Here is a 19103-nt window from a genome sequence, read left to right as displayed (position 1 = left end):
TCTACAAGCGCCGCTGGCAGGTCGAGTTGTTCTTCAAGTGGATCAAGCAGCATTTGCGCATCAAGCATTTCCTGGGCAACAGCGAGAACGCTGTGAAGGCGCAGGTGGGGTGGGCCGTGGCCACCTACGTGCTCATCGCCATCGTCAAGAAGGAGCTTCAACTCGATGCCTCGCTCTATACGTGTCTACAGATCTTGTCGGTCTCAGTTTTCGAGAAAACCCCGCTTTCATGCGCCTTGCAGGCCAACTCAGCCGACTCCGACATGCCCACTTCCGCTAACCAATTGAATTTGTTCAACTTTTAACCGGACAGTAGTGATGAATTGTTTCAAATGCCCCGTGAAGGACGCTGGCCCCCAGTCGGAACAACATGGCCGTCAAGCCGAAGAACAGCACAAGCTGTTCAGGGCGGGATGCCTTCGAAGATTCAACGCACCCGCCACAAGCCGATCACGCCTTTGCGCAGCACACGCCAGCCCAGGAGCACGGCCAGGATGGCGACATAGACGAACACCTCGTTGAGGTCGTGCTTGATGGATTTCTTCCAGTAAAAATGCAGCAAGCCCAGCAAGGCCACCACGTAGACGAGCTTGTGCAAAGCCTGCCAGCGCCTGGCGCCCATGGCCTTGATGGCCCGGTTGAACGAGGTCAGTGCCAACGGCGTCATCAGGAGCAATGCCGACATGCCGACGAGGATGAAGTTGCGCTTGATCACATCGCGCACGATGTCGTTGAACACCAGCCCCTTGTCCAGCCAGGCGTAGCTCAGGAAATGCAGCAACGCGTAAATGAACGCCGTGACGCCCAAGGCCCGGCGGTAACGCAGCAAAGCCGGCAGCGAAACCAGCTCGCGCAGGGGTGATACCGCCAAGGTCAGGCACAGCCAGCGCAAGGTCCAGATGCCGGTTTCGTGGATCAGCTTTTCAGCGGGGTTGGCGCCCAGGCGATCCTGCACGCCAGCCAGCACCAACAGCGCCAAAGGCAAGGCGCACAACAGCCACACCAGCGGCTTGACCCAGGGCTTCAGCAGCCACTGGTTGACCAGCAAACGGTTCATCAATAGTTCTTCTTCAGGTCCATGCCCGCGTACAACTGACCCACCTGCGCTTCATAGCCATTGAACATCAAGGAGGGCTTGCGCGGCGTGAACAGGCCGCCATCGCCAATGCGGCGTTCAGATGCCTGGCTCCAGCGCGGGTGGTCAACCTTGGGGTTCACGTTCGAGTAGAAGCCGTACTCCGACGCATTGGCTTTTTGCCAAGACGATTTGGGCTGCTGCTCGACCAGGCGGATCTTGACGATGGACTTGGCACTCTTGAAGCCGTACTTCCAGGGCACGACCAGGCGCAGCGGCGCGCCGTTCTGGTTGGGCAAAACCTCGCCATACAAACCAAAAGCCATCAGGGTCAGCGGGTGCATGGCTTCGTCGATGCGCAGGCCTTCCACATAGGGCCAATCCAGCACGCTGGAGCGCACGCCGGGCATCTGCTTGGGGTCGGCCAGCGAGACGAACTCAACGTACTTGGCGCGGCTGTTGGGCTCGGCGCGCTTGATGATGCTTGAGAGCGAATAGCCCACCCAGGGGATCACCATGGACCAGCCTTCGACGCAGCGCAGCCGGTAGATGCGCTCTTCCATGGGCGCCAGCTTGAGCAGATCTTCCAGCCCCAGCTTTTGCGGCTTGCCCACCTCGCCCTCGATGCTGATGGCCCAAGGGCTGGGCTTCAAGGTGTGGGCGGCCTGGGCCGGGTCCGACTTGTCGGTGCCGAACTCGTAGAAATTGTTGTAGCTGCTCACGTCTTCATACGGTGTGAGCTTGTCGTTCACCTGCGCGCCGGGCACGTTACTGCGCGCGCCCGCCAAAGCCGCCAGCTTGCCCGGGCGTTTGACCACATTGGCACTTTGGGCCAAGGCCTCTTGGCCCGCCCAGGCGCTGAGGGTGACGCCTGCAGCGCCCGCCGCCATCTGGCGCAGCACATCGCGGCGTTGCTGATAAACCTGCTGCGGCGTGATTTCGCTGGCCGCAGCTTGTGAAGGCTGGGAAATTCGGATCAGGGACATGGCAAGACTCCGGTGGGCATGGTGCGACAACACCTCAGTCGTCGAACCAGCTCCGAACCTTACACCCGCCCCGATCCTGGCGCTGCCCCGGGGTCAGGCCGCCTTTTTGGCCGCAACCTTTTTAGCAGCAGGCACACGCGGCGCCCGAGGTTCGAACTCGAAGCTCACCTTGCCCGCCTTGGCATCCCAACTCAAAAACGCCTTGAACTTGCGCCGCGTCTTGTTCGACACGAAGTTCTCCAGCAGATCGGTTTTGCCGCTCGCCAGCAGCTTGGTCATCTGCTCGGGCGGCACGGGCTGCTGCAGGATGATCTTGCCGCTCTTGAAGTCGCAGGTGGCCACGCCCACGGCGTTCTCGCAGATGTAGTTGCTGCCATGGTCGTAGACATGGCCCTTGCATTTGGGGCAGGCGCCCAGGGATTGGTGTCCGCTGAAATCCACCGCCTCGCCAGCTTCTTCTTCCTTCCTGGCAGCATCGCCAAAGTCGAACTCCATCTTCCAGTTGTTCAACTCTTCGTCGCGCACCAGCTTGAGCTCAGCCGTGAAAGGCCACCCGGCTTTGGAGCGGAAGCCTTCCAGCGGCCCCACCTTGTGGTCCTGCAGCAAACGGTCGATCTCGGGCAGCTCAAAGCTGCGGCCCGCCGGGCTCTTGCTGATCGAGAAGCCGCAACCCGTGCCCTCGGTGCCATCGGCCGACACGCCGCCCTTGCCAAGGCAGGTGAAGCGGCGGTAGTTCTCTTTCACCGTGCCACCGCAATTGGGGCAAGGCGTGGCCATGGTGGCGTAATCACCGGGGATGGTGTCGCGGTCGTATTCTTTGGCCTTTTGCACGATGCGCTGCGTCATCGCCGCGATCTCGCCCATGAAAGCTTCGCGGGTGAGCAGGCCCTTTTCCATCTCGGACAGCTTGAACTCCCAGTTGCCCGTGAGCTCAGGCTTGGTCAGGTCTTCCACGCCCAGGCCGCGCAACAGCGTGGTCAGCTGGAAAGCCTTGGCCGTGGGGATCAGCTCGCGGCCTTCTCGGATCATGTACTTTTCCATGATCAGGCCTTCGATGATGGACGAGCGCGTGGCTGGTGTGCCCAGGCCCTTTTCCTGCATCGCGGCCTTGAACTCCTCGTCGTCGATCAGCTTGCCCGCGCCTTCCATGGCGCTCAGCAGCGTGGCTTCCGAGTAGCGGGCCGGCGGCTTGGTTTTGGTTGCATTGACCACCACACCTTCGTTCACCACGGATTCGCCGGGCTGCACGGCCACCAGCGTGGCGTCGTCGTCCTGGGCTTCCTTGCCATAAACGGCCAGCCAGCCCGGCTTGACCAGCACCTTGCCGTTAGTCTGAAAGTGCTGCTCTTTGCCCGCCGCCGGGATCTTGGTGATCCGCGTGGTGACCATGAACTCGGCCGACGGGTAGAACACCGCCAGGAAGCGCTTGACGACCATGTCGTACAGCTTGGCCTCGATCTCGGTCAGGCTTTTGGGCGCCTGCAGCGTGGGGATGATGGCAAAGTGATCCGACACCTTGGCGTTGTCAAACACGCGCTTGACGGGCTTGACATAGCCTTCCTTCAAGGCCTTGGCCGCATGCTGAGCCAACTCACGCAGCGGGCCGGGCATGTCCTCGCTGGCGATCATCTTCATGGTGTCCTTGACCACGTCCACATAGTCCTCGGGCAGCGCGCGCGAATCGGTCCGTGGGTAGGTCAGCACCTTGTGCTTTTCGTACAAGGCCTGCGCCAGCGACAGCGTGGTCTTGGCGCTGAAACCGAAGCGCGAGTTGGCCTCGCGCTGCAGCGTCGTCAGGTCGTACAACAGCGGGCTGGCCTGGGTTGAAGGCTTGGCCTCTTCAGTGACCGCGCCCGTTTTGCCACGCACGGCATCGGCGATGGCTTGCGCATCAGCCGCTGACCAAACGCGGTCGGCTTTCAACTCAGCCTCGGCCGAACCCTCCGCCGCGCCCTTGTCCTTCTTGAAGGTGGGATCAAACCACTTGCCGTCGTAACTGCCGGCCGAAGCGCCAAAACTGCCGCGCACCTCCCAGTAGTCACGGAACACGTGCTTGCGGATTTTTTCTTCGCGCTCGACCACGATCGACAAGGTTGGCGTTTGCACGCGCCCCACCGTGGTCAAAAAGAAGCCGCCATCGCGCGAGTTGAAAGCCGTCATGGCCCGCGTGCCGTTGATGCCCACCAGCCAATCGGCCTCGGAGCGGCAACGCGCGGCATCGGCCAGCGGCATCATCTGGTCATCGGTGCGCAGCTTGTCGAAGCCATCGCGGATGGCCTGCGGCGTCATGCTCTGCAGCCACAAGCGGCGCACGCCCTTGCCCAAGCCCTTGGCCTTGGTGGTGGCGGTGCTGTCCTGCGCATACTGCATGATCAAGCGGAAGATCAACTCGCCCTCGCGCCCGGCGTCACAGGCGTTGATCAGGTTGGTCACGTCCTTGCGCTTGATCAGCTTGACCAGGGCATTGAGCCGGCCCTTGCTCTTGTCGATCGGATTCAGATCGAAGTAAGGCGGAATGATCGGCAGGTTGGCGAAGCTCCATTTGCCGCGTTTGACGTCGAACTCCTCCGGCGCCTTGATCTCGACCAGGTGGCCGACGGCGGAGCTGACCACGTAATTGGCGCTCTCGAAGTAATCGTCGTGCTTGTCGAACTTGCCATCGATGGCCGTCAGGGCCCGCACGATGTCTTGCGCAACGGAAGGTTTCTCAGCGATGACCAGGGCTTTGCTCATGGTTTGAATTTTTTATCCAACTAAAATCAACTCTTACGCGTGCGCACGCCCACGCGCGCCCACTCATTTCAATGTACCCAAAGTTGTCGATGACGCAAGCACTTCCCAAAATATCGGCGTCAGGCCGGCGCATTCAGGTCCGCCAGTCAGGCATCCATGGCCGTGGGGTTTTTGCCACCCAGGCCATCGAAGCAGGCCGCACCGTCATCGAGTACAAGGGCGAAATCATCACCTGGGACACGGCGTTGGAGCGCCACCCCCACGATCCTGAACAGCCCAACCATACCTTCTACTTTCACCTGGACGATGGCCACGTCATCGACGGCAAGTATCAGGGCAACTCGGCCCGCTGGATCAACCATTCCTGCAATCCCAACGTGGAGGCCGAGCAAAGCGGCAACCGCGTCTTCCTCAAAGCACTGCACGACATCGCCCCTGGCGAAGAGTTGTTCTTCGACTACGGATTGGTGATTGACGCCCGCCTGACCGCCGCCCTGAAGCGCGAATACGCCTGCTGGTGCGGCGCCCAGCAATGCCGCGGCACGATGCTGGCCGCGAAAACCCGCAAGCGTTGATTCGCCCATGATCGACCTGAACACCGCCGCCGAGCAGATCTGGCTGGACACGCAGGCCGATTGCCCGAACATCAGCATTGAAGTCCTGCCCGAGACCGACTCCACCAACACTCAGTTGTTGGCCCGTGGCCGCGCTGGCGACACCGCCCCCATGCTGCTGGCCGCCCACCGGCAAACCGCCGGGCGGGGCCGCCACGGCCGTCAATGGGTGGCCCAAGCGGGTGACAGCCTGACCTTTTCCTTAGGGTTGCCACTCGACCTGGACCAGGTGCCCGGCGGGGGCAGCGCCTTGTCGCTGGCCGTGGGCCTGGCCATCGCCCAGGCCCTGGACACCGGCCTGGCCAGCCTGCCGGGCCCAGCGCGACAACCCATCACCCTGAAGTGGCCCAACGACCTGTGGTGTCAACAGCGCAAACTGGGCGGCATCCTGATCGAGGCCACGCCAGCGCCCGGTTTGACCGCAGGACAACGTTGGGTGGTCATCGGTGTGGGCGTCAACCTGCGCCCCCAGGGCGATCCCGCCAAGGGCCTGGACCATGCCTGCCTGCAAGAGCTCGGCACCGCCCCATTGACCGCCGGACAAGTCTGGGGCTGGATCGCCCCGCCGCTGTTGCGCGCCGTGCAGCGCTTTGCCCTGACCGGCTTTGCGCCCTTGCAAGCCGCCTATGCTCAGCGCGACGCTTTGGCAGGCCAGGACGTCGCCCTGTGGCGCGCCGTCAGTGGCAACGCACTGTTGCGCGGCGCCCCCACCGACACCGGCCGGGCTGACGGCGTCGACCAGCAAGGCGCCCTGCTCGTGCATACTGTCGCCGGCTTGCAACGCTGGACCACCGGCGACGTGAGCGTGCGCCTGGCAGCTTCTGCGCCACCCCCGACACCTCCCCTTGCCTGACACCCATGCTGCGTTCCCTGGTCCTAGTGCTGTTGTTGGCCAACGCTGGCTTTTACGCCTGGCGCCACGGGTGGTTGAACGACGTCATTGGCATCCAGCCCGATGCCCAACGCGAACCGCAGCGTTTGAAGCGGCAAGTGAACGCCGACCAGTTGACCGTGGTGGTGGCGCCTACCGTGCAAGCATCCACGCCACCACGCCAGGCTGATGCAGCCTCCAGTGCAACCGGCGGCCCGCTGACGCCAGCCTCGTCCGCCCCCAGCACTGAAGCCTCGGCGGGCCGCACGATCTGCGTGGAAGCCGGGCCATTCACCGCGGCAGAACAACCCCAAGTTGAGGCCACCCTCAAGCCCGTGCTGGCCGCCAACACCTGGACCACCGACACCGTGGCCGTGCCCGGGGTGTGGTTGACTTACATGGGCCCCTACACCGACGCTGACATGCTGGCCCGCAAGCTGATTGAACTGAGCCGCATCCGTGGCCTGAACTTTGAAGAAATCAAAACACCGGCCCATCTGGCACCCGGCTTGTCACTGGGCCGCTATACCCGCCTTGAAGACGCCAGTGCCGCACTCAACAGCCTGAAGCTGCGCGGCATCCGCACCGCCCGCATCATCTCATTGCGGCCCGCCATGGAAGTGCAAGTGGTCCGGGTGGCTCAGGCTGACATCAACACCCAGGTGGCCTTGTCGGCTTTGAGATTGCCTCAGGGGAAAAGCTTCGCGGCTTGTCGGCTTTGATTTGGGCGGCGGCGCTTGAAAGCCGCCAAGGAGGTCAGGCTGGCCAGGCCGAAGAGCTCGCGCCAGTCCAGTGAACCCCCGCCACCGCCGCCGGAGGGGGCTGTGGTGGACACCGTCCTGTCCGGAGTGAAATAAACATTTGGCGATGTGTAAGAGGTCGCAGGGCCAGTGAAAGTCCCCATCCCCTGCCGAGCAATGGCCCAGTCCACAGCCTGGGCAGCGTCCAAAATACCCGCGCCACACGTGGTGGTGGTGCAGTAGCAATGGCTTTTGTTGGTGCTGCTGCAAACACCCTGTGGTTGATCAAGGCTTGACACGCCAGACAGGTTCGCCGATATGACGTGAGGGCGTGCAGACATTTCAATGCCCAGTAGCAATTGATCCACGCTCAAGGACGGATTGACCGCCAGCATCATGGCGACCACGCCGGCAGCCTGAGGCGCCGCAAAACTTGTCCCCGCCACAGCCCTCATGTCAAAAAAAGGCGTGGTGACACTGTCGTCATAGCTGGTGGTCAGGATGCCATCGTCGGCAAAAGAACGATCGGATTTCAAGTCTCCCGAAGCCACAGCAATACCCTGAGAGGTCAGGTTGGCGTAGCCGGCCTTGTAACCCCGCATGTCCAAGCCTGTGGCTGAAAGCACACCAGCGCAATTGGCTGGCAGGGAGGCTGCGGCATAGCCAACGGCGTCATCGCCGTTACCTGCGGAGGCCACCACCAGCACACCTTGGCTTTTGAGCGTTGCAATGGTGTTGGCATACAACCAACCCGCGTCGCGCGGAACATTGGACAGCGAACAAACACCTTCGCCGCCGAAACTCAAATTGATGACACGGGCTGCGGGATGCGGATTGACCGTCGTGGACGGGGCGCCTTGATAGGGCACGTTTGCCGACCAGAGCATGCCCTCAATGATGCTGCTGACCTCCGCGCCACATTTGCCCGCAACGCGCACAGGCAAAATGACCGCCGAGCTGGTTTCACCCCGCAAGGGCGCCAACACTCCGGCCATGCCATCGAGGTTCCCGCCCAGCACTCCGGCGATTTCCAAGCCATGCCAGGAGTTCCTGGATGCCACATTCGAACAGCCCTCAGAGCTGCCGTTGAAAACGCCGGGGTAGTTGCTGATGTCTTGCGTGGTGATTCCATCGCCCATGTCCGTGGCGTCCGGATCAATGCCATCTTCATCGCTCGCCAACACAGCGCTGTAGATGAAGTCATACCCGGCCATGTAACGCCCGGACAAGGCGGGATCCGAAAGGATGCCGGTGTCCAGGATCGCGACGACCACCGGAGTAAGCGCACGCCCATCCGTCAGTTTTGCCCAGGCAGGTTCAATGTTGGCAAAGCCGGGCTGGGTCGTTGCGCTGATTGGCCGCAGCCAGCTCTGCGACGCCGTGCTGGGCAGTGGCCCACTCGGGATGTAGACCGCTTGCTTCCTCACGATTTCATTGACCACCACCCACTCGACATCGGGGTCTGCACGCAGGCGTTCGGCCTGATCCTTCGCCTCCTGCAGCGAAATGGCATGGCCTGGGTGTATCACCGTGGCACCAAAGGCCGTTTCGCGGCTCACGATGTAGGAAACCCGCTTGCGCCGCGCGGCGTCCCCCAATCGCTGACGCTGCCGTGGTTTGCCATCGCTCGGCACAGACGAAGCTTTGAGTCGCACCACAGACTGCGGCTGGGCGTCCTTGAGCTTGACGATCAAACCCATGGCCATGCGCGGCGAGGCCGGCTGGTTTTCAGCGGCCACTGCAGCAGCGCTGAAAACCAGCATGGCCGTCATCCAGGCCCACGAAATTACACGCCCGCAGGCCTGGCCTCGCCAATTCACAACGCACTACTCCAATAAAGCGAAGAGCGCTGATTATGAAATAGCGGCCATCCGCCATGTGCAAGCAATGCCGACCCCGTCACATTTAGGCACAACAAAGCAACCCCAGGCCCATGAAAAAAGCCCCCGAAGGGGCTTTTGAAGACAGCTGCCAAGGCTTACTTGGCGATGACGCGGGCCATCTCCACGACCTTGTTCGAATAACCCCACTCGTTGTCGTACCAGGCCACCACCTTCACGAAAGTCGAATCCAGGGCGATGCCGGCTTCGGCATCGAACACCGAGGTGCACGATTCGCCGCGGAAATCGGTGGCCACCACCTTGTCTTCGGTGTAACCCAGCACGCCCTTCATGGCGCCTTCAGAGGCGGCCTTCATGGCCTTGCAGATGTCGGCGTAGCTGGCTTCCTTGATCAGCTCAACCGTCAAATCCACCACCGACACGTCAGACGTGGGCACGCGGAAAGCCATGCCCGTGATCTTCTTGTTCAGCTCGGGGATCACCACGCCCACCGCCTTGGCAGCACCTGTGCTGGAGGGAATGATGTTTTCCAGGATGCCACGGCCGCCGCGCCAATCTTTGTTCGACGGGCCGTCCACGGTCTTTTGCGTGGCGGTGGCAGCGTGCACCGTGGTCATCAGGCCGCGCTTGATGCCGAAGGTGTCGTTCAGCACCTTGGCGATCGGGGCCAGGCAGTTGGTCGTGCAGGATGCGTTGGAGATAATGGTCTGGCCAGCGTAGGTCTTGTCGTTCACGCCGAACACGAACATCGGGGTGTCGTCCTTCGACGGGGCCGACAAAATCACCTTCTTGGCGCCAGCCTTCAGGTGGGCCTCGGCGGTTTCTTTGGTCAGGAACAGACCGGTCGATTCGACCACCACATCGGCGCCGACTTCATCCCACTTCAGCTCGGCCGGGTTCTTCACGGCGGTCAGGCGGATGCGCTTGCCGTTGACGATCAGGGTGTTGCCATCGACCGAGACTTCGCCCTTGAAGCGGCCATGCACCGAGTCGTACTTGAGCATGTAGGCCAGGTAGTCGGGCTCGAGCAGGTCGTTGATGCCGACGATTTCAACGTCGTTGAAGTTTTGCACGGCGGCACGGAACACCATGCGTCCGATGCGGCCAAAGCCGTTGATGCCAATCTTGATGGTCATGATGAGTGGTCCTCAGAGAGATTTAAACAAAGACTGAAAATCGATCAATAAGTTCAACGACGGCGGCCCAGGACCACCTTCACGGTGTCCACCACGTTTTGCGTGGTGAAACCAAAATGCTTGAACAGCACATTCGCCGGGGCCGACTCACCAAAGGTGTCCAGGCCGACCACGGCCGCGCAGCCGTATTTCCACCAGCCATCGGTCGCACCCGCTTCCACCGCGATGCGTGGTAAGTTGGCGGGCAGCACGCTGCTCTTGTAGGCCACGCTCTGGCGGTCAAACACCGTGGTCGAGGGCATGGAGACCACGCGCACCGCGATGCCTTCGATGGCCAGTTGCGTTTGCGCATGCAAGGCCAGTTGCACTTCGGAGCCGGTCGCGATGATCACGGCTTGCGCCTTTTTCTTCAACCCCACTTCTGAGGGTTCTGCCAACACGTAGGCGCCTTGGGTGATGACATCGGCATCGGTCTTGGGGGCGTATGGCAGGTTTTGGCGCGACAACAACAAGGCCGAAGGACGGTGCTTGTTGGCCAAGGCCATGGTCCATGCCACGGCCGTTTCAGTGGTGTCAGCCGGGCGCCAGACGTCCAGGCCAGGAATCAAACGCAGGCTGGCGGCGTGCTCCACGCTCTGATGGGTGGGGCCGTCTTCGCCCAGCCCGATCGAATCGTGCGTGAACACGTGGATGACGCGCAGCTTCATCAACGCGGCCATGCGGATGGCGTTGCGGCTGTAATCGCTGAAGGTCAGGAAGGTGCCGCCATAGGGGATGTAGCCGCCGTGCAGGGCCACGCCGTTCATGATGGCGGCCATGCCGAACTCGCGCACACCGTAGTTGATGTGGCGGCCGATCTGGCCCGATTCGGTGGTGACCACCTTGCCATCGGCATCGACGCGGAAGGCCGGTGTGCTCTTGGTGTTGGTCAGGTTCGAGCCGGTCAGGTCGGCGCTGCCGCCCAGCATTTCGGGCAAGGCGGCGGTGAAGAACTCCAGCGCGATCTGGCTGGCCTTGCGACTGGCCACGGTCTCGGCCTTGTCGTGCGCGGCAGCCACGGACTCGACCGCGATCTCGGCGAAGTTCTCCGGCAAATCACCGGCCATGCGGCGCGTGAACTCGGCGGCCAGCTCAGGGAAGGCGGCCTGGTAGGCGGCGAAGCGCTCATCCCACTCGGCGACCAGCTCGTCGCCTTCAGCCTTGGCATCCCAATCGGCATAGGCCGTGGCGGGCACCACAAAGGGTTCGTGCGGCCAGCCGATGGTGTCGCGGGTGAGCTTGATTTCTTCGGCGCCCAAGGGCTCGCCATGGGCCTTGGCCGTGTTGGCGCGGTTGGGTGAGCCTTTGCCGATGTGCGTCTTGCAGACGATCAGCGTGGGCTTGTCTTGGCTCAGCTTGGCTTTGATGATGGCTTCGTCCACAGCGTCCACATCGTGGCCATCGACCGGGCCGATCACATTCCAGCCATAGGCTTCGAAACGCTTGGGTGTGTTGTCGATGAACCAGGGCGTGACCTGGCCGTCGATCGAGATGCCGTTGTCGTCGTACAAGGCAATCAGCTTGTTCAGCTTCCAGGCGCCGGCCAGCGCGCAGGCTTCGTGGCTGATGCCTTCCATCAGGCAACCGTCGCCCATGAAGGTGTAGGTGCGGTGGCCCACGATGGTGTGGCCGCCCTGGTTGAACTCGGCGGCCAGCAGCTTCTCGGCCAGGGCCATGCCCACGGCATTGGTGAGGCCTTGGCCCAAGGGGCCGGTGGTGGTTTCAATGCCAGAGGTAACGCCGACTTCCGGGTGGCCCGGGGTCTTGCTGTGCATCTGGCGGAAGTTTTTCAACTCGGCCAAAGGCAGGTCGTAGCCGGTGAGGTGCAGCAGCGCGTAAATCAGCATCGACGCGTGGCCGTTGGACAACACGAAACGGTCGCGATCGGCCCACAGGGGTTGCGTGGGGTGGTGGCGCAGGTGGCGGTCCCACAAGGCCACCGCCATGTCGGCCATGCCCATGGGCGCGCCCGGGTGGCCGGAATTGGCTTGCTGGACGGCGTCCATCGCAAGGGCACGGATGGCGTTGGCCATGGCGGTGGGGGACTTGGAGGTGGAGGGCATGGGTGGGTGGTGTTGGTGGAGATGGGGCTTGGAAGCAGGATTTTAGCTGGTCCCCGGAATGATATTTTGCGGGTGACCATGCTGGACAAAAGCCGTTCGCCAGATCTAAGTGGACCAGGACAACAATGACACAATTCCATTGACGGAATATTCCCTGGGGGCTATATTTACCGATATGAAATGGGTCGTTGAGTACACAGATGATTTCGGCGAGTGGTGGGCAGGCTTGTCCGAAGATGAACAGGAGTCGCTGGATGCGTCGGTGCGACTGCTGGAAGATCGCGGCCCCAATTTAAGCTTTCCGCACAGCAGCGGGATCAACGGATCGAGACACAACCACATTCGTGAATTGCGCACGCAGCACGGCGGGCGGCCGTTTCGAACCTTGTACGCGTTTGATCCACGACGATCAGCCATCTTGCTGATCGGTGGGGACAAGACCGGGGACGACCGATGGTACGACGTCCATGTCCCCATCGCCGACGGACTTTACGATGAACACTTGGGGCAACTTCGAAAGGAAGGGCTGATCAATGGCTAACAAATTTTCTGTACTGCGGCAGCAAATGTCGCCAGAGTCGCAGGCACGGGCCGGCGTCAAGGCTCAGGTGATGCTCGCCGAAATGCCGCTCAACGAGTTGCGCAAAGCCCGTGGCCTGTCGCAAAAAATGCTGGCTGATGTACTTCATGTTCAGCAGCCATCCATCGCCAAGATGGAGAAGCGCACGGACATGTACCTTTCAACCCTGCGCAGCCACATCGAAGCGATGGGTGGGCAACTCGAGGTCGTGGCGCGTTTCCCGGATGGTGCTGTCAGGATCAGCAACTTTGCCGATCTGGGTGGCAATGCGGAGGCCTGAGAAACCAGTCTCCCCACGTTCAAGCAGATGACTCCAGTCGGGCACGTGAAAAACGTAAAATACTGATACAGCAGCACTAAATATACTGCTTTGCGATACCATATCAGTATGCCAAAACCTGCTCGCGCCCTCTCTCGGCTTCCGCCAGCAACCATTGGCGCCCTAGAAAAGCTGGGCGCCGACCTGGCGGTGGCTCGCTTGCGCCGCAAGGAATCAATGCGGTCGTGGGCTAAGCGTTTGGGCGTGACGGTTTCTACGCTACAGCGGATCGAAGCCGGTGATCCGTCCGTCGGCATCGGCATCATCGCGACCGCGCTGTGGCTCATACAGCGTGATGGCGAGTTGAGAAATCTGGCGGCGCCTGAGCACGACCGAGGCGCCCTTGAAATGGATGTCCGTGAGGCCGTCAATCTGGGCCGGGTGCGCTCGCAGGCCTCAGCGCAAGCGCGCATGCGCGCCCTGCAGAACGCCGACGCCACGAAGGACTGAAATGCGCCTGGACGATTTGTACCTTTGGTACCTTGAGGATCCGGCCAACGCGCGCTACGTTGGCGCACTCAAGTTGGTCTCCGCAGGCAAGGGGGTTTCTTTGCACTACGGTCAAGAATGGTTGGCCAACGGTTTCGCGTTGAGCGAAGACCTCCCGCTCGTCAACACCGAATTCTTGCCGCCCGCCCGCCTGGCAGCCGACGCACAGCGCGCGGTCGGCGCGGTCGATGACGCCCGCCCGGACCGCTGGGGCGAGAAAGTCATTCGATTCGTGGACAAGCCCAAACGCCTCTCGCTGATGGAGTACCTGTACCACGCTGGCGACGACCGATTCGGCGCGCTGGGCATTTCCACATCGCCAAGCGCTTACAGCCCAAGAGCAGGAGGCCCGCTGCCTCGGCTTGAACAGGCGCAACAACTCAGCGAGGTCGTGGCCAAAATTGAAGCCTCAGAACCCATCAGCGCTTTGGAGAAAAAAATCATCGCTGGCGGCGGTAGCCCGCTCGGTGGCGCCAAGCCCAAGGCGCTCATCGACATCAACGGTGAACAGTGGGTGATCAAGTTCTTCAACAATGAGCCCGTCGACACGCCGCTCATCGAGCATGCAACGATGACGCTGGCCAAGCGTGCGGCCATCACCGTGGCAGAGACCCAGGTCATCCGACTTGCAAGCGCGAACGCCCTCGCGGTTCGTCGCTTCGACCGCGTACAGGGCCGGCGGATTCACAGCATTTCCGCAGGCACCGCCATCCGTGCAGCCACGCCCTCTGGCGATGAACCCGAGATGGGCTATCCCGAACTGGCGAGGATTCTCCGCCGCATTGGCATGACTCAGGACGACATGAACCAGCGGGACGCGCGCGAGCTTTTCCGCCGAATGGTCTTCAACATCCTGATCGACAACACCGATGACCATGAGAAAAACCACGCCCTCTTGGTCGTGAACCCGTTCGCCAATGGCCGCCTGAAACTGGCGCCAGCGTATGACGTCTTGCCGACGAACTCAGGGCAGGGCTACCAGGAGTTCGTCTGCGGCACCCAGGGCCGGGATTCAACGCTCGACAACGCGATGTCGCAGTGCGATGCCTTTGGACTATCGGCCACAGAGGCCGCCGCCGAAGTTGCCACCGTGATTGACGTTGTGAACAACTGGCAGGACCAGTTTGCGCAGGCGGGCGTGACGGCGCGCGATATCTCGAACCTGGCCGAGCGCCTCGACGGCGAAGAGCTGCGCAAGCAGCGCATGAACTTCGACCCGGCCCAGTTTCGGCCTTCGTTGGGCAAGCGGAGAAAGCAAAGTCCATTTTTGTGACGCTGCGAGCAGCTTATGGCGGCGCAACAACCTCGACGCTGAATCCACCCTGTCATCGCCGATTGAATTCTGACCCTGAATGAGTGCAGGCAAACCTGTACCACTCGTTCCGGGCGAAATTTTTCCAGCGGCTCAGCCTGTTCTTCCGCCACCACGCACCAAGCAAGGTGATCGTATTCGCATGGGTGAATGAAGACGACACCAAGCGCGCCCACGAGAACAGCGACGACGCCTACCGGGTATTCGCAAGATGCTGGAAAGCGACCATCCTCCAGACGGCTGGAACCAGCTGCGGGCCTACGCGATGGCCGGTGGCCTAACGACGTCAGGCTGGCTGACCAACGCAGCCCCCATTATTCGGCGACATCCGATTCTGCATTCGCACTCAACCATGCCGGGATATCGAGCTGGCCATGAAGCACGCGCCAAACGTCTATGTGATCAAGCCGCTCAATGTAAAAGATGAGATGCGGGTAGCGCGTCAACGGCCAAGTTCGAAGACCAGGGAGATTCAACTCGTGAGCATAACGGGGCGAGCCCGTGGCGGGATGCCGGCCGATGTGAATGTATGCCTGCTCCAGGGCATCGATCAACCCCAGGGCCGCTTGCTCAGCATCCTCGGCCAGATAGTGCGTGATGGCCTCGTCCACATCCCGATTGGCCAGCGCACGCGGGACGACAGGCTTGCACCTCACTCCCGAGTACGTTGCTGAACGCGGTGGCGCAGTGCGTCAAAATAGGTGCCATCGACTGGTGCAGCCGAAGCAGAGGCCAGCCCTTCCAACAGCAGACCGCGCAGATGCAACCGATCCGCATCCTTGCGAATCAGTTGGCGCACATACTCACTGCTGGTGCTGTAACCGCGCTGGCTGACCTGCTCATCCACGAAAGATTTGAGCGAGTCGGGAAGCGAAATGTTCATCGTACTCATGGGGCGATTTTAGGCTATTTGGCAAAATTTGGCAAGGTCGGCAGTCCCGTTCTGTAACGGGTTGCTCGGTCACGATGACCGGAATCGGCGGTCACGCTCACCGGAATACGCACCCTGATCGCAACATCCTGCAGAAAGCTCGCATCAGCTTTCATGGCGAAACTGTTGCTGATCTTCGCCATGCGCTCGGCAACCTCATGCTGCGCGTGCATTACCTCGGGCGTTGGGCTGGTGCTCAAACGCAAGATCTCGGGGCCGACCCGATCATTGCGTGGCGATCAGTTCTTGTCGCGGGGCTTTACCGTGTACGAGACCTGCTTGCGACAGGGTGTGGATCTGTGGCAGTTCATGCATGAGGCTGTGGTGGCCTCCATCACGAAAACGACGCCGCCCAGTTTGCACACAGGTCTATTGAGATTGAACTCCCGGATGCTTACCGCCCTTGGCCTTGGGGGGGGCGCTGCCATCCTTCGTACCCCGTGAACACGTATCAATGAGGTCAGAACCTCTTGACGCACGCGTCACGGCAGAGGGATACGCACTCCGATGCGGCTGACCGCGGGCATTAAGCCTTTTGGCAAAGGCACTTGACAAAATGTATCCCATGGGATACATTTCTTTATGCGCATCAGAACGACAGAGATCTACCGCGATTGGGTCAACGCCCTCAAGGATCGCGCGGCAAGAGCTCGTGTTCAAGTGCGGGTTGATCGTTTGGCCCACGGAAACCCAGGGCAGCACCGCAATCTCACGGAAGGCATCTCCGAACTGAAGGTTGACGTTGGCCCTGGCTACCGTGTGTATTACACGCAGCGCGGTGAAGAACTCATCATCCTGCTTGTTGGTGGGGACAAATCATCCCAACAACGAGACATTTCACTCGCGCAAGAACTCGCTCGCAACCTCCAGGAGTAATCGTCATGCCCAAATCAAGCAAAAGCACCAAAACGGTTGCGTACGATGTCTCAGAGCAATTGCGCACCCCCGAAGAAATGGCCGCATATCTCGATGCTTGGCTTACCGAGGCACCCGACGACATTGCTGGTATCGCCCGCGCACTTGGCGACATTGCTCGCGCAAAAGGCATGGCTCTGGTAGCCAAGGAGGCTGGCTTGAGCAGAGAAAGCCTGTACAAAGCGTTGAGCGAAAACGGCAACCCCAGCTTTGCCACCATCATGAAAGTGACTAAGGCCCTCGGCGTCAGGCTGCATGCGGGAGCAGCGTAGGCACTCATGTCCTTGAAGATGCCCTGAGTTCCAGATCGACTTTCTGAGCCCCCCGTGTGGCAGACAATGATGACCCCTGTTAGCGGATCCTCGCAGCCGCTAACAGCATCCTCAAAGCGATATACAACAAATTATAAAATGTTGTATAACCCGCGTCATGCCAGCACGCTTCACCGAACTCCCTGTCTCGGCGGCCACTGCTTACGCGCAGTTGCAGACCGCCGCACTGGCCGTTGAGCTGGCGCGGGATGTCTCTCACCTGCACGGCAGCTTCTCGACCAAGCGGGTCAAAGGCACGCGGCAGTGGTACTTCGCGTTCCGCGAGGCCGACCAGCGAGTTCGCCAGATCTATGTGGGCCCCGACAACGATGACATCCGCGCATTGGTGGAAAAGGCCCGGGCTGCAGCGCCGCTTGAACGCCTGAAACCACTGGCCAAGTCTGCCCTCGCCCTGGGCTGCACGCCCGCTCAGCGCAAACACATCGGTATGCAGTACACAAACTGCTGATCATTGGGGAGCGTGCGGGGCAATTCAGGACCAAGGTCAGCAAGGACTTGGCACAGGTCGCATCGCTGCTGTACTACTTCAACATGGTTGATCCGGATGCCATCAAAGAAGCCTGGGCCGATGCGCTGTCGCGTGGGCCGGAGTGGCGCAAGCGAGCTGTTGAAGGGAGAAAGGCTTTGGCCGCGAAAGCGCCAGAGCTAGTTGAGGCCTTGTTGGAATAAGTAGTAGTCGGCGCTGCGAGGTTGAATGATGACAAACGGCACACATTGCGCCAAAATGGCACAATGAAACCATTCCGCTGGAGCACCGAGAAGAACGACGCGCTAAAAGCTGAGCGCGGTGTGTCTTTTGAGGCCATCGTGGTGGCCATCGAGTCCGGCGCTCTACTGGACATCTTGGCTCATCCGAACCCTGATAAGTACCCAAGGCAGCGCGTTTTTGTCATTGCCCATGACAGCTACGCCTACTTGGTTCCGTACGTCGAAGAGGACGATTACTATTTCCTCAAGACGGTCATTCCCAGCCGCAAGGCTACCCGTGACTACTTGAACCAAGGTGCAGAAAATGCCAACGATTGAAGACGACGAAAGCGGCATCCTCAAGGCTTATGAAAAAGGTCAACTCAAGTCCGTTGCGACAAAAAGCGAGTTGGCCAAATTCAAGGCCGCGGCGCGCGCAACTGCCATCAAAGATCGGCGAGTGAACATCCGCCTGTCGTCTGGCGACCTCAGCGATATCCAGGTCAAGGCCCTTGAAGAAGGCATTCCCTATCAAACGCTGATTGCGAGTGTTTTGCACAAGTACGTCACGGGCAGGCTATCCGAGCGCCCCACGAAAGCTGCCAAGCCCAAGACCTCTGCGCCCACGAAGCGCAGCATTTAGCACTCAATGCACTTGGGCGTCAGTGTGGCAGAGGACAGCATTCACTTCTTTGGAAGACTGATGACTTTCCCACCCAGGAGCCCTTCATGGACACCCTGGCCGCCTTGCTGCAAGACGAGATGGACCGGCGCCACAGCCGTCTGATGGCTCGCCGCTTCAAGCTGTCTGGTCTTGATGAGAGGCCTGTGCTGGCCGACTTCGACTGGCGCTTCAACCCAAAGCTGCCGCGTGGGGCTTGCTTCGAGCTGCACACCTTGAAGTTCCTCAGCGAGGGCGCCAACGCGCTGATCGTGGGCAAGCCGGGCACCGGCAAGAGCCACATCGCCAAGGCGGTGACTTACCAGGCCACCTTGCAGGGCTATGACGTGAGCTACGTCGAGGCCGACAGCGAGTTCGCCCGCTACAGCCTGGCCGATGCCGACGAGCGTGCTCGCCTGCTCAAAGGCTGGGTGGGCGCCGACTTGCTGGTGCTGGACGACCTGTTCCTGGCCAGGCGCATCAGCGAGCACGCAGCCGAGCTGTTGCAAGCGCTTGTTCACCAACGCTACAAGCTGCGCCGATCCATCGTCATCACCTCCAACCGCATCGTGCAGGACTGGGGCCGGTACCTGGGTGACGCCACCATGGCCACCACCATTCTGGACCGCCTCATGCACCGCTGCGCGATGTTGGAATTCGAGGGCAAGAGCTACCGCCTCAAGGAGGCTGCGGCGCGCTTGGTCATCACCTCAGATCCAGCATAATCCGAGCGTTCTGCCTGGGGGAATTTGGGGTGGCCACAGGTGGGGGAATTTGAG

At 61.0% G+C, this 19103-nt stretch carries 23 protein-coding genes and 2 pseudogenes; 16 read left to right on the top strand and 9 right to left on the bottom strand.

All coding sequences use genetic code 11. From position 1 onward, the window contains the following. Positions 1–305 (top strand): transposase (locus H7225_RS11450; RefSeq protein WP_290661908.1); only part of this gene is annotated, 305 nt, incomplete at its 5' end. A 122-nt stretch (positions 306–427) separates the two neighbouring features. Here H7225_RS11450 and H7225_RS11445 read toward each other — a convergent pair. The 3 genes from H7225_RS11445 to H7225_RS11435 all read right to left on the bottom strand — a co-directional run bounded on the left by H7225_RS11445 (position 428) and on the right by H7225_RS11435 (position 4794). Then, positions 428–1057, bottom strand: a complete 630-nt coding sequence (locus tag H7225_RS11445; protein WP_290661907.1) for a protein-methionine-sulfoxide reductase heme-binding subunit MsrQ — start codon at positions 1055–1057, stop codon at positions 428–430. After that, positions 1057–2061, bottom strand: coding sequence for a protein-methionine-sulfoxide reductase catalytic subunit MsrP (msrP, locus tag H7225_RS11440; RefSeq protein WP_290661906.1), 1005 nt, complete (start codon positions 2059–2061; stop codon positions 1057–1059). Before msrP ends, H7225_RS11445 begins: the two co-directional genes overlap by 1 nt. Before the next feature lie 93 nt (positions 2062–2154). Beyond that, positions 2155–4794, bottom strand: coding sequence for a DNA topoisomerase III (locus H7225_RS11435; RefSeq protein WP_290661904.1), 2640 nt, complete (start codon positions 4792–4794; stop codon positions 2155–2157). A gap of 71 nt (positions 4795–4865) precedes the next feature. Between H7225_RS11435 and H7225_RS11430 the strand changes: the two genes are divergently transcribed. The 3 genes from H7225_RS11430 to H7225_RS11420 are packed head-to-tail and all read left to right on the top strand — an operon-like array spanning position 4866 to position 7001. Further along, positions 4866–5369, top strand: a complete 504-nt coding sequence (locus H7225_RS11430) for an SET domain-containing protein (RefSeq protein ID WP_290661902.1) — start codon at positions 4866–4868, stop codon at positions 5367–5369. Positions 5370–5376: 7 nt separating this feature from the next. Next, a complete protein-coding gene (locus H7225_RS11425) occupies positions 5377–6261 on the top strand; it encodes a biotin--[acetyl-CoA-carboxylase] ligase (RefSeq protein WP_290661900.1) in 885 nt (294 codons plus the stop codon). Between the two features lie 5 nt (positions 6262–6266). Next, the gene (locus H7225_RS11420; RefSeq protein ID WP_290661898.1) at positions 6267–7001 is read left to right on the top strand and encodes a hypothetical protein; all 735 of its coding nucleotides are present in this window, start codon (positions 6267–6269) and stop codon (positions 6999–7001) included. Here the strand turns inward: H7225_RS11420 and H7225_RS11415 are convergent. From H7225_RS11415 to tkt, 3 genes are all read right to left on the bottom strand, one after another. Then, positions 6968–8782 (bottom strand): S8 family serine peptidase, encoded by a 1815-nt coding sequence (locus H7225_RS11415; protein WP_290661896.1) that lies wholly within the window; start codon positions 8780–8782, stop codon positions 6968–6970. The two genes, H7225_RS11420 and H7225_RS11415, sit on opposite strands and share 34 nt — an antisense overlap. Positions 8783–8997: 215 nt before the next feature. After that, positions 8998–9996: a type I glyceraldehyde-3-phosphate dehydrogenase gene (gap, locus tag H7225_RS11410; protein ID WP_290661894.1), complete on the bottom strand. Its 999-nt coding sequence runs from the start codon at positions 9994–9996 to the stop codon at positions 8998–9000. A gap of 53 nt (positions 9997–10049) precedes the next feature. Further along, the gene (gene tkt / locus H7225_RS11405) at positions 10050–12098 is read right to left on the bottom strand and encodes a transketolase (protein ID WP_290661892.1); all 2049 of its coding nucleotides are present in this window, start codon (positions 12096–12098) and stop codon (positions 10050–10052) included. 175 nt (positions 12099–12273) lie between these two features. On the opposite strand from tkt, the gene H7225_RS11400 reads away from it, so the two are divergent. The 5 genes and pseudogenes from H7225_RS11400 to H7225_RS11380 form a co-directional block, all read left to right on the top strand. Then, entirely contained in the window at positions 12274–12639 is a 366-nt protein-coding gene (locus tag H7225_RS11400) for a type II toxin-antitoxin system RelE/ParE family toxin (RefSeq protein WP_290661911.1), read from the top strand. Continuing rightward, positions 12632–12958 carry an XRE family transcriptional regulator gene (locus H7225_RS11395; protein ID WP_290661890.1) on the top strand — a complete coding sequence of 109 codons (327 nt, stop codon included), beginning with the start codon at positions 12632–12634 and terminating at the stop codon, positions 12956–12958. The genes H7225_RS11400 and H7225_RS11395 overlap by 8 nt, the downstream gene beginning before the upstream one ends. Positions 12959–13201: 243 nt before the next feature. Then, positions 13202–13447, top strand: coding sequence for a DNA-binding protein (locus H7225_RS11390; RefSeq protein WP_290661888.1), 246 nt, complete (start codon positions 13202–13204; stop codon positions 13445–13447). A 1-nt stretch (position 13448) separates the two neighbouring features. Beyond that, positions 13449–14759, top strand: coding sequence for a type II toxin-antitoxin system HipA family toxin (locus H7225_RS11385; RefSeq protein ID WP_290661886.1), 1311 nt, complete (start codon positions 13449–13451; stop codon positions 14757–14759). Between the two features lie 107 nt (positions 14760–14866). Beyond that, a pseudogene (locus H7225_RS11380) lies at positions 14867–15225 on the top strand (type II toxin-antitoxin system YhaV family toxin); the annotation flags it as partial. Here H7225_RS11380 and H7225_RS11375 read toward each other — a convergent pair. From H7225_RS11375 to H7225_RS11365, 3 genes are read right to left on the bottom strand one after another with little or no spacing between them, the layout of a single operon-like run. Further along, positions 15113–15454, bottom strand: coding sequence for a type II toxin-antitoxin system RelE/ParE family toxin (locus H7225_RS11375; RefSeq protein ID WP_290661884.1), 342 nt, complete (start codon positions 15452–15454; stop codon positions 15113–15115). The pseudogene H7225_RS11380 and the gene H7225_RS11375 sit on opposite strands and share 113 nt — an antisense overlap. Beyond that, positions 15451–15690, bottom strand: a complete 240-nt coding sequence (locus H7225_RS11370) for a type II toxin-antitoxin system ParD family antitoxin (RefSeq protein WP_290661882.1) — start codon at positions 15688–15690, stop codon at positions 15451–15453. The genes H7225_RS11375 and H7225_RS11370 overlap by 4 nt, the downstream gene beginning before the upstream one ends. Positions 15691–15704: 14 nt before the next feature. Further along, positions 15705–15929 (bottom strand): hypothetical protein, encoded by a 225-nt coding sequence (locus H7225_RS11365; protein WP_290661880.1) that lies wholly within the window; start codon positions 15927–15929, stop codon positions 15705–15707. Between the two features lie 382 nt (positions 15930–16311). On the opposite strand from H7225_RS11365, the gene H7225_RS11360 reads away from it, so the two are divergent. From H7225_RS11360 to H7225_RS11330, 7 genes and pseudogenes are all read left to right on the top strand, one after another. Further along, entirely contained in the window at positions 16312–16605 is a 294-nt protein-coding gene (locus H7225_RS11360; RefSeq protein WP_290661877.1) for a type II toxin-antitoxin system RelE/ParE family toxin, read from the top strand. 5 nt (positions 16606–16610) lie between these two features. Next, a complete protein-coding gene (locus H7225_RS11355) occupies positions 16611–16916 on the top strand; it encodes an addiction module antidote protein (RefSeq protein ID WP_290661875.1) in 306 nt (101 codons plus the stop codon). A gap of 157 nt (positions 16917–17073) precedes the next feature. Then, positions 17074–17424 (top strand): hypothetical protein, encoded by a 351-nt coding sequence (locus H7225_RS11350; protein WP_290661873.1) that lies wholly within the window; start codon positions 17074–17076, stop codon positions 17422–17424. Beyond that, positions 17373–17645, top strand: a complete 273-nt coding sequence (locus H7225_RS11345) for a GSU2403 family nucleotidyltransferase fold protein (RefSeq protein ID WP_366481426.1) — start codon at positions 17373–17375, stop codon at positions 17643–17645. The genes H7225_RS11350 and H7225_RS11345 overlap by 52 nt, the downstream gene beginning before the upstream one ends. A gap of 63 nt (positions 17646–17708) precedes the next feature. After that, complete coding sequence (locus tag H7225_RS11340) at positions 17709–18002, top strand: hypothetical protein (protein WP_290661871.1); 294 nt, start codon at positions 17709–17711, stop codon at positions 18000–18002. Next, positions 17989–18306, top strand: a complete 318-nt coding sequence (locus tag H7225_RS11335) for a hypothetical protein (protein WP_290661869.1) — start codon at positions 17989–17991, stop codon at positions 18304–18306. The genes H7225_RS11340 and H7225_RS11335 overlap by 14 nt, the downstream gene beginning before the upstream one ends. Positions 18307–18380: 74 nt before the next feature. Then, positions 18381–19049 (top strand): annotated as a pseudogene (locus tag H7225_RS11330) (ATP-binding protein); the annotation flags it as partial. Positions 19050–19103: the final 54 nt, after the last annotated feature.

The sequence above is a fragment of the Aquabacterium sp. genome, from assembly GCF_014378415.1.
Classification (GTDB): domain Bacteria; phylum Pseudomonadota; class Gammaproteobacteria; order Burkholderiales; family Burkholderiaceae_C; genus Aquabacterium.
Note: the sequence above shows the minus strand (reverse complement) of the source record. Positions and strands in the feature narration are given on the sequence as shown.